Source organism: Oceanispirochaeta sp., assembly GCF_027859075.1.
GTDB lineage: Bacteria > Spirochaetota > Spirochaetia > DSM-2461 > DSM-2461 > Oceanispirochaeta.
The window spans coordinates 1-9,260 of the sequence record NZ_JAQIBL010000197.1 but is presented as its reverse complement, the minus strand read 5'-3'; the positions used below and the strand labels follow the sequence as shown (position 1 = coordinate 9,260).

Annotated in this window: 9 protein-coding genes; 4 read left to right on the top strand and 5 right to left on the bottom strand. The window is 49.6% G+C overall.

The window, feature by feature from the left end:
• Nucleotides 1–656: matrixin family metalloprotease (locus PF479_RS11010; protein WP_298006278.1), on the top strand; the 656-nt coding region annotated here is incomplete at its 5' end.
• Between the two features lie 21 nt (nucleotides 657–677).
• Here the strand turns inward: PF479_RS11010 and PF479_RS11005 are convergent.
• From PF479_RS11005 to PF479_RS10995, 3 genes are all read right to left on the bottom strand, one after another.
• The gene (locus PF479_RS11005; RefSeq protein WP_298006274.1) at nucleotides 678–1,229 is read right to left on the bottom strand and encodes a hypothetical protein; all 552 of its coding nucleotides are present in this window, start codon (nucleotides 1,227–1,229) and stop codon (nucleotides 678–680) included.
• 82 nt (nucleotides 1,230–1,311) lie between these two features.
• Nucleotides 1,312–2,580 (bottom strand): LuxR C-terminal-related transcriptional regulator, encoded by a 1,269-nt coding sequence (locus tag PF479_RS11000; RefSeq protein ID WP_298006271.1) that lies wholly within the window; start codon nucleotides 2,578–2,580, stop codon nucleotides 1,312–1,314.
• Nucleotides 2,581–2,910: 330 nt separating this feature from the next.
• Entirely contained in the window at nucleotides 2,911–5,262 is a 2,352-nt protein-coding gene (locus tag PF479_RS10995; protein WP_298006268.1) for a glycoside hydrolase family 3 N-terminal domain-containing protein, read from the bottom strand.
• A gap of 56 nt (nucleotides 5,263–5,318) precedes the next feature.
• On the opposite strand from PF479_RS10995, the gene PF479_RS10990 reads away from it, so the two are divergent.
• Both PF479_RS10990 and PF479_RS10985 read left to right on the top strand, forming a co-directional pair.
• Nucleotides 5,319–6,350: a nucleoside hydrolase gene (locus PF479_RS10990; protein WP_298006266.1), complete on the top strand. Its 1,032-nt coding sequence runs from the start codon at nucleotides 5,319–5,321 to the stop codon at nucleotides 6,348–6,350.
• An 8-nt stretch (nucleotides 6,351–6,358) separates the two neighbouring features.
• Entirely contained in the window at nucleotides 6,359–7,714 is a 1,356-nt protein-coding gene (locus tag PF479_RS10985) for an amidohydrolase (RefSeq protein ID WP_298006263.1), read from the top strand.
• A gap of 19 nt (nucleotides 7,715–7,733) precedes the next feature.
• Here PF479_RS10985 and PF479_RS10980 read toward each other — a convergent pair whose 3' ends face one another.
• The gene (locus PF479_RS10980; RefSeq protein ID WP_298006260.1) at nucleotides 7,734–7,865 is read right to left on the bottom strand and encodes a hypothetical protein; all 132 of its coding nucleotides are present in this window, start codon (nucleotides 7,863–7,865) and stop codon (nucleotides 7,734–7,736) included.
• 54 nt (nucleotides 7,866–7,919) lie between these two features.
• Nucleotides 7,920–8,570 carry a TetR/AcrR family transcriptional regulator gene (locus PF479_RS10975; protein WP_298006257.1) on the bottom strand — a complete coding sequence of 217 codons (651 nt, stop codon included), beginning with the start codon at nucleotides 8,568–8,570 and terminating at the stop codon, nucleotides 7,920–7,922.
• 126 nt (nucleotides 8,571–8,696) lie between these two features.
• Here PF479_RS10975 and PF479_RS10970 point away from each other — a divergent pair.
• The coding region (locus tag PF479_RS10970; protein WP_298006255.1) for a DUF4386 domain-containing protein at nucleotides 8,697–9,260 on the top strand (564 nt) is incomplete at its 3' end.

Below are 9,260 nucleotides of genomic sequence, written 5' to 3'. Positions count from 1 at the left end.
ATCATCAAGCTGACAGGAAAGGAGTCATTGTTATCAAGCGGTTGATGTCTGCAGGGATGCTTATTCTATCTCTTATTTCGCTTCTGATTCTTACCGGATGTATAAAATCCGATATCGAGAATACCGGGTTATTAGCGGGCACACATTTGCGGCAGGACAATGAAGTATTGTTCTATCTTAACCGTGAGGCCAATGATGTTACCGAGACGGCCGTCAGAGATACTTTTCGCCGATGGGGAGAGGCCACTCATTTTAATTTCATCTATGCGGGACGGAACAGAGCCGGATTAAGAAAGGACAGGAAGAATACCGTTTCATTTCTTCTCAACTGGCCCTCAGACATACCGCCGGGGAAAGTAGCCTACTGCATGAACTGGTTTGACAGAAAAGGGAATATTATAGAGTCAGATATCATCTTGAACATGAGTCTTGCAAAATTCACGACCCTCTATACTAATACCGCTGATTCATACTACATAGAGGGCGTCCTGGCACATGAGATTGGTCACCTGATAGGCCTTGGGCATATAGACTCACAGGGCAGCCTGATGAAAAAGCTTTCTCCAATGAGTGAGTCTTATTTTTTGGGCAGGATTGATGCTGAAACCATGAGGCTCTACACCAGCCTCTATCCGGAGAAAACGTCAAAGCGCTAACCCTCTGCCTGCCCCATTATCCTATTTCAGCCAAAGCTTCGGCTGTATTGAAACATTTGCACCCGTTATGGTAGCCGTCGCTCCGGAGTGGACGGTATCATGCCAGCCGTACATCGTCGTTGCGCCGGCAGGAACGGCCGCCAGTCCCATGAACTGTGAATAACCGGCTCCCGCTGCTAATTCAAACTGAGCAACGATGCTGCCTCCGGCACTGGTACTGCTGAACTGTATGAAAAAGCCATAGTCTGAAGCACTGCCGTTATCCGCGATAATTTCCACCAGAACCCATCTGGCGCCATTTGGTACGGCAAAGCCGACAGGAGTCCGTCCAGCCCATTCTACGCCTGCCAGAGCAATCGCACTGGCTGTTCCGGTAACAGGTGAAATTGTATCAACGGCTGCCTGAACTGCCGCGTCCACCTCGGCCTTTGTGTAATAAAGAGTCTCATCGAAGTCAGCTCCTCCACCGCCTGTCGCAGGGTTGCAGGATCCCATGACTGATAGAGCCGCTGCAGCAGTCAGGATAACAACAACGCGTTTAAGCGCTGTTTTCTTGTCCATTCTTTTCTTCATACCGAACCTCCGTACTGAATTTGCATTCATTTTAAAAGATCAGAAATCTATCAGCATCGTGGAGAATACGTAGAAAAAATAATTAAGCGAAGAAAAGGCTGTTTTTAGGAATTAGATTGTATTTTCCTGCAAGGTTAAATAGTTCAATTCTGTTATTTGTAGAGGTTTTGTTAAAAATATGCGACATATGGGTTTCGACGGTCCGTTCAGCAATGTCCAGTAGTAATGCAATTTCTCTATTGCTCTTTCCATTCACAGAATTTAAAAAAACCTGCATTTCCCTTTTACTAATGCCAAACTCACCAATGAAGTCCTCTAAACACTTATTCTGCCTTGATATCACCAAAAATCCTGTAACATCACCAAAGGAATTTTTCATCCCTGCACAATATGAATCGGTAATAATGGTCCCGCCGACTGCTGCGTACTCTATATGATATGTATTAAATCCAGCTGCATAATTTATCAGCCCCCGCAATTCAGCTTTTGTCTCCTCCGGACAGACAGTCAATTCCGGAAAGCTTTGAAATGTATCTTTTCTTGCTTTATCGAGACCCAGAGTCTTATCTGCCAGAAGATTAGATTGGATAATACTTAAGGATGAATCAAGGAGAAATACCATTTCATGGATATTATCGAGTATTTCTTCTGTGACCTTTTCCGGAGAAGGCTCGATAAACCCATATCGTATGACTACAAACCAAAGACCATAAATATATACACCGGTTATTAAGGGGCCAAGGGGAGGAACTGAATATCCGGAGATGTTCGTCAGAACAAAATCAGCAACACTCCCCAGAATCAGAGTAATCATTGTAAATATCGAGATAAATACGGCTTGGATTCTGTCTACCCTGAATCCTGATGCTGCAGATCTTTTAAAGAGAATCACTAGGGTAGCTAAAGTATAGGAAAGATAATAAACAATATAAACCCAGAACCAGGGAGAGTTATAGGCCGGGGAAAACCTCCAGTTTCCTCCTTGAAAAACAAAATCACTAAAAAGAGAGTCCGAGATGAATGTTGAAAACAGAATGATGGGGACAGGCAGATAGAGAAGGAATTCCCTTGTGTTCAATTCTCCAGAATGAAGAAGGCTGATATAAAAGTGGAGGTTAAAAGCATAAAAAGGAGCAAACCCCAGGGCTGATAGATGATACCAGAATTCCACCGCAGTTTTATCTGCAGAGGAGACTGCATTTCCGGCAGCAAAAAGAAACCAGGCCATCGAACAGCTCATCAGAAAAAACAGCCGCCGGGATAATTTTCTTGATGTTCCCTTTAATCCGAGAAAACCTAAAAAGGTACAGCTGATGGAAATAGCGACTGCCGCTATCAGGTAATTTTTCATAATTTGCTTAAAGATAAATCCTCGATAGGATTATCACACTTTTTCCTGCTGCCCATCTGTCGGGTTTCAGTATCGGCGGCATCTGTAGGACAGACGAAAAGGCATAGACAGTCTTTTGTGCATTTACCAAGATTTCGAGAAGCGTACATCATCCCTCCCTAACTCTTTATCATAATAAACTATACACCTCATTAATGATTAGCTCAAATATTTATACTGATGTTTGGTTGAGCAGAGCTGACCGTTTGATCAGCTCTGAAACCTTTGTTTTCAATAATGATATTTGACTGTCTATAAATTTGCCGGGTCCTTGTGAGACCCGGCTTCTTATCAGGAACTTATCTCTACCTGACTGGTCATTTTCCAGTCGGGGAGGAGGACGCGGGGTTCACCCTCCAGGGTAATCACATGTTGCAGGTGGATGTCCCGGGAGGAGCTCCCTATCATGAAGTCAAAGTCACCGGGTTCTACGACGCGCCTGGTATCGCTCAGACAGAAGGAGAGCATGTCTGAGGGAACCGTGAAGGTGATCCCTGCGGACTGACCCGGCTTCAGGCTGACCCGTTTGAAGGCCTTCAGTTCCTTCACCGGCCTCACAAGGCTGGCATACTGGTCGCGGATATAGAGCTGAACAATCTCATCTCCCTCCCTTTGACCCGTATTGCTCAGGGTGAAGCTGAGAACAATATCCTCATCCATGGAGAGGGTGCTTTTAGGTACCGACAGATTACTGTAGGAGAAGCTGGTGTAGCTCAGGCCGAAACCGAAGGGATATTCCGCCCCGAATTCGGGCTGAATGGGAGTGCCCGCCGATTTGAGCTTGAAGTTGTAGAAGTAGGGCATGGCTCCCGCCGTTTGGGGGATGGACACAGGGAGGCGTCCCCCCGGGCTTTTTTCGCCCATCAGGATCTGAGCGATGGCTTCCGCCCCGGTTTCACCGGGCAGCCAGGCTTCCAGAACCGCCGCCGCTCTCTCAAAGCCCCGGCCCAGATGGTAGGGGCGACCGCTGATGAGAACCACGATGACCGGTTTGCCCGTGTCCAGCAGGGCCTCCAGCAGTTTCTGCTGGACCCCCGGGAGTTCCAGAGAGGTCACATCCGAACCTTCCCCTACGGTTCCTGTCAGGAACAGACCCGACAGATCGCCCAGGGCCGCTACAATGATGTCCGCCCGGGAGGCTTCTTCCACAGCAGAAGCAATGTTCGATTCGTCGAAGCTGATGTAGGTTTTCTGCTGCCTCTTGTCTTCGGCGGCAATGTCTCCGGGAAATACGGGTGCCTCTGTGGGACGCTGGGTGAGTACATCACAGCCCCGGGCGTATATCAGCTTATGGGGCAGTTTCTGCTCCAGGGCATCTTTGATTGTTTTGATGCCGGCGTTCTCTTTTTCCGACATCTCCTTGCCGCTGACGATCAGATGGACCGGAAAGGAGTAGCCGCTGAACATGCACAGACGGTCATCCCCCAGGGGACCGACGAGAGCCAGCTGACCGGGATTTTTCAGGGGCAGAATCCCGTTGTTCTTGAGGAGCACCGCCGATTGTGCGGCCCCTTCCAGGGCCAGTTTCAGGTGCTCTTCATGGTTGTTCAGAACAAGACCCTCATCGGTATAGGGATTGTCAAACAGACCCAGCCTGTATTTTTCCTTTAAGACCCGCAGTACCGCCTCGTCCATGAAAGAGATATCCAGACTGCCCTTTTCCAGGCTCCGTTTGAGTCCAGAACTGAAACAGCGGCCCTCGGGAAGTTCCACATCCAGTCCGGCCTTAAGGGACAGAACCGCGGCCTCATCCAGGGTCCGGGCGACCCTATGGTCCGTGTGCAGAAGGCTCACACCCTCGTAGTCTGCCACGATGAGTCCGTCGAAGCCCCACTGGCGGCGCAATAACTGAGTCAGATACCGGTAGGACATATGGAGGGGTTCGCCGTCCAGGTCATGGTAGGCAGGCATGACAGACCCCGCATCGGCCAGTTTGACTGCCATTTCGAAGGGAATCAAAAACGTGTCATACAGTTCTTTTTCACCGATCCGGACGGGGGCATGGTTTCGTCCGCCCTCGGCGAAGGAGTGGCCTGCAAAGTGTTTTAATGTAGCCAGAATGCGCCTGTCAGGGCCCTGAATACCCTGCACATAGGCCGCGCCGAGGCATCCTACCAGGTAGGGATCTTCTCCCATGGATTCCTCGGTGCGTCCCCAGCGGACGTCCCGGCTGACATCCAGAACCGGGGCCAGAGCCTGGCGGGAACCAACAGAATAGAGTTCGTCACCAATGGCCTTTGCTATTCTTTTCACCAGATCTTCGTCCCACATGGCACCGTTATTGATTCCTGCGGGAAACAGGGTTCCCCCCTTGACCATCAGACCAGCCAGACTCTCTTCATGAGGAAGGGCCGGGATACCCAGACGGGTCTCTTCCTTCAGTCTTTTTTGAATAAGGTTCAGCCCCCGGACACCCGCCAGGGCGTCAATGAGATGTGTCCCCAGGGGACGGGTGATCTGGCCGATGCCGTCTTTCATCAGGTCCAGGGGAGAATCGAAACCACTTCCCTTTTTCTGCTTTTCCGACCGGAAGCCGGCTGTTCCGTCTTCGTGTATCTCCATCCACACAGAGTGGAGCTGGGCTATTTTTTCATTCAAAGTCATTTTTGCCAGAAGCTTTCCGGCTTTTTCTTGATCTGTCATATATATCTCCAAAAAAAGGAATCATGATCCTCTGAACAGGAATAAATTACATTATCATGAAAAGATGGAAAACCCATATAGGTTTACTGCTCCGATACTGCGCAAAAATGCATCCCGCCATGGCCCCGGGGGGGCATGTCATAGTACAATTAAGTTCTGGAAAGGAGTACCGGGTGAGTGTAAAACAGGTAATTATTGATTGTGATCCGGGGATCGACGACGCCCTGGCTCTGTTCGCAGCCTTTGCTTCGGACAGGCTTTTTATCCGGGGGATTACCACGGTGGCCGGTAATGTTCCGGTGACTCTGACCGCCCGCAATGCTCTGGCCCTCTGTACTCTCGCCGGTCAGGACATTGAAGTGGCCTCGGGAGCCACAGGTCCCCTGGAGGGTGAGGTTCATACCGCATCGGATGTGCATGGACAGAACGGCCTGGGGGATGTGGAGTTGCCCCTGACCGGGCAGATCAGTACCAGAGGGGCGGACCAGCTTCTCTATGAAGAGCTGATCAAGGCCGGAGGGGAGCTGGAGATTATCGCCCTGGGACCTCTGACCAACCTGGCCATCCTGTTAGAAAGACACCCGGATGTTCAGCCCTATATTAAAAAACTGACTCTTATGGGCGGCAGCCTGGGCCGGGGGAATGTCACCCCTTTTGCGGAGTTTAATTTTTATGCGGACCCTCTGGCGGCAGACAGGGTTCTCCGTTCGGGCGTTCCCATCGTCATGTTCGGGCTGGATGTGACCAATCATGCTTTATTATTGCCCGATCAGATCGATGAAATCGAGAGCTGGGGCGGCCCTGTCCTGACTCCTCTCGTTCAGATGATCCGTTTCTACCAGAAGTTTTACAAAAGTAAAGGCATGGACGGCCTGAAGATGCATGATCCACTGGCTGTTGCCGGGGTCATTGATTCCCGGCTGACCGAAGGACAGGCCTATGCCCTGGGAGTGGAGACCAAAGACAGGGACACCCTGGGGAAGGTCTGTATTCTTGAGGATCCCCGGACTGTTCATGTCTGTCTCAAGGTTCATCAGGAGAAGTTCAGTCCTCTCTTCATGAATCTGCTGAAATCCTATCAAATGTGAGGTGACCCATGACCGAAAAAAAACACGTTCTAATCAAGAATGCTCTGATCCTGACCATGAATCCCCGGAAAGACGTCTTTTACGGCGGATCAATTCTGATCGAGGATGGGATCATCCTGAAGGTTCAGCCCGGGGAGATCAGCCTTCCTGCAGGGGATATTCAGGTTCTGGATGCCCGGGGAGGCATCGTCATGCCGGGGATGATCAACAGCCATACCCATCTGGGCATGTCTTTTTTCCGCTCACTGGCGGATGATCAGAAGGACCGGTTGAGGCGTGTTCTTTTTCCCCTGGAGAAGGCCGTTGTGACTGATGACCTGGTCTACTGGGCCTCTCTCCACTCCTATACCGAGATGATTCAGGGCGGTGTGACCACCCTCTTCGACATGTACTATTTTGAAGATGCCGTGGCCAGGGCGGCCCGGAAAGCCGGGGTGCGGTCCATTCTGGGTGAAACGGTGGTGTACTTCCCCGCTCCCGACAGTCCCAGGGAATACGGCGGGATCGGCTATGCCCGGGAGTTTATTCAGCAGTGGAAGCATCAGGACCTGATTACCCCCGCCATCGCACCCCATGCTCCCTATACGGTGGATGGGGATCATATGAAGGAGTGTTATGAACTGGCCTGCCGGGAAGAGGTGCCCATGACCCTGCATCTGAGCGAGATGCCCTTCGAGATGGAGCATTTTCAGAAGGACTACGGAATGAGTCCCATTGCTTATCTGGATGATCTGGGAGTTCTGGACTCCCGGGTTGTGGCGGCGCACTGCATTTTTACGGATGATCCGGACAGGCAGATCCTCAAAAAGAGGGGAGTGGGGGTGGCACATAATATGGTGGCCAACATCAAGGGAGCCAAGGGTGTGGCGGCCATCCCGGAGATGCTGGAACTGGGCATCCCCGTGGGGCTGGGCAGCGACGGCCCGATGAGCGGGAATACCCAGGATGTCATCAGCCTGATGGGTTATACGACAAAGTTTCATAAATTCACCCGTCTGGATCCCCAGGCGATGCCTCCCGAGAGTGTTGTCGAAATGGCGACCATCGGGGGAGCCCGGGCCCTGCATATTGCGGACCGGGTCGGATCACTGGAGATAGGAAAAGAGGCGGACATCGTGATCATGGATCACTCCAGTCCCTCCATGTTTCCCGTCTATGATCCCTATTCTGTCCTGGTCTACGGCGCATCCCCCCGGGATGTGGATACCGTCCTGGTGAAGGGGCGTATTCTGATGGAACACCGGGAAATATTGCATCTGGACATCCCCGAGATCCGGGGGAAGGGGCAGGAGTATTTTGAGAAGGTCTGTTCCCTCCCGGCTTTGAAGGATCTGGGGCTGAAGATTATCCGGCCCGAAAACTGATCCTGGAAGATGTCTAAGCCTACAGAATGTCTGAGCCTGGAAAGAGGATCTGCCCCAGGAGCAGTGCTATTTCATGAGCCAGGGTGATGCCTTTGGCTTCGATGGTGACAAAATAATCAAATTGTTCCTCATTTGTGGTTTTTTCTCTCATTTTCCACTCCCTGAGTACATTTTGGTCGCTATGATTTTTAATTTTTGAAAAAATCTAACTCTTTGGGCATGGATGGTCAACGAAGAGACTTTTCTCTTCGTCTCTGCGGTAACGGCAAAGGAATGTTTGAATCAATTCTTTTTTTAATTCAGGAATCTTCTGACTATCCAGTCCTCCCCGGTATAAGGCAGGCCAGGTGAAGGCCCCCCCCATCATGGCAGAAAAAACACTGGCAGCCATGGATGGATCTTCAATCAGTAACTTTCCGTCGAGAGCGGCATCACGCATCCAGACAGTCAGGCTGTTTTCGATCTTTTCGTTTCGGGACATTGCTTCTTGCGCCAGATCAGGGGAACGGACAAACTCGGTCAGCAGCATTTTAATGAATCCCATCCAGGCAGGGTTGTTTACGACTGAAATCTCTGCATCGGCAAATCTTGAAAGCTGTTCATCCAGAGGGAGATTATGATCATATGTGATCAGTTTTAATGTGTGCATTTCTCTACCGAATTGGTCTATAACCTCCTGCAAGAGATTCTCTTTGCTGGGGAAATGGTTATACACTGTTCGTTTGGAAGCCCCGGCAATATCGGCAATCCGGTCCATACTGGTTTTGTCATATCCCTCATTAACAAAGGCTTTTACAGCGGCATCGAGAATGGATTGTCGCTTTTTGCTGGTATCCCTTTTTCTCTCATTTTTCAATATTCATTATTCCTTCATTAGATATTCAAGGTAAACTACACCGTGTAGTGTAAAAAAGAATTGACAAATCACTATTTACACTGCAAAGTTTACTTTAAGGTCTATACAAATGCAAGGAGAACATCAATGATGAACGCAGACAAAAAAACAGCCAGAATTTCAGGATTATGGTATCTGGCAATAGCGATATTTTATTCATTCAGCATGATCTATGTTGATTCTGTATTTTTAGTAAGTGGCAACATAGAAGCTACAGTCAATAATATTCAATCATCTCCCATTTTATTTAAATTGGGTTTTGTCAGCTGTCTTGCCGGTCATATCTGTTTTCTGTTTCTGGTGAATGCTTTATATAAGCTATTACATTCCATCAACAGAGACTGGGCGCGGTTGATGGTCATCTTCGTTGTAGCGGGTGTATCAGTTGCCTTATTGAACAGGCTGAACCAGGCGGCTGTTCTTCTTCTTCTGGACAGCGGCAATTCTCTTTCAACCCTAACGACAATACAACTTCATGCTATGGTTCTGTTCCTTCTTGAAGTACATCATCAGGGAGAAATGATGGCTGTTCTTTTCTGGGGTCTCTGGCTACTTCCCCTTGGCCTTCTCATTTTCAAATCCGGTTTTATACCCAGAATCATTGGGATATTACTCATCTGTGCCTGTGTCTGCTACCTGATCGATTTCTTT

Excerpts from the sequence above, each read along its gene's own strand:
- PF479_RS10985 (WP_298006263.1), top strand. The coding sequence starts at position 6,359 with ATGACCGAAAAAAAACACGTTCTAATCAAGAATGCTCTGATCCTGACC.
- PF479_RS10980 (WP_298006260.1), bottom strand. The coding sequence starts at position 7,865 with ATGAGAGAAAAAACCACAAATGAGGAACAATTTGATTATTTTGTCACC.
- PF479_RS10995 (WP_298006268.1), bottom strand. The coding sequence starts at position 5,262 with ATGACAGATCAAGAAAAAGCCGGAAAGCTTCTGGCAAAAATGACTTTG.
- PF479_RS10990 (WP_298006266.1), top strand. The coding sequence starts at position 5,319 with ATGAAAAGATGGAAAACCCATATAGGTTTACTGCTCCGATACTGCGCA.
- PF479_RS11000 (WP_298006271.1), bottom strand. The coding sequence starts at position 2,580 with ATGAAAAATTACCTGATAGCGGCAGTCGCTATTTCCATCAGCTGTACC.
- PF479_RS11005 (WP_298006274.1), bottom strand. The coding sequence starts at position 1,229 with ATGAAGAAAAGAATGGACAAGAAAACAGCGCTTAAACGCGTTGTTGTT.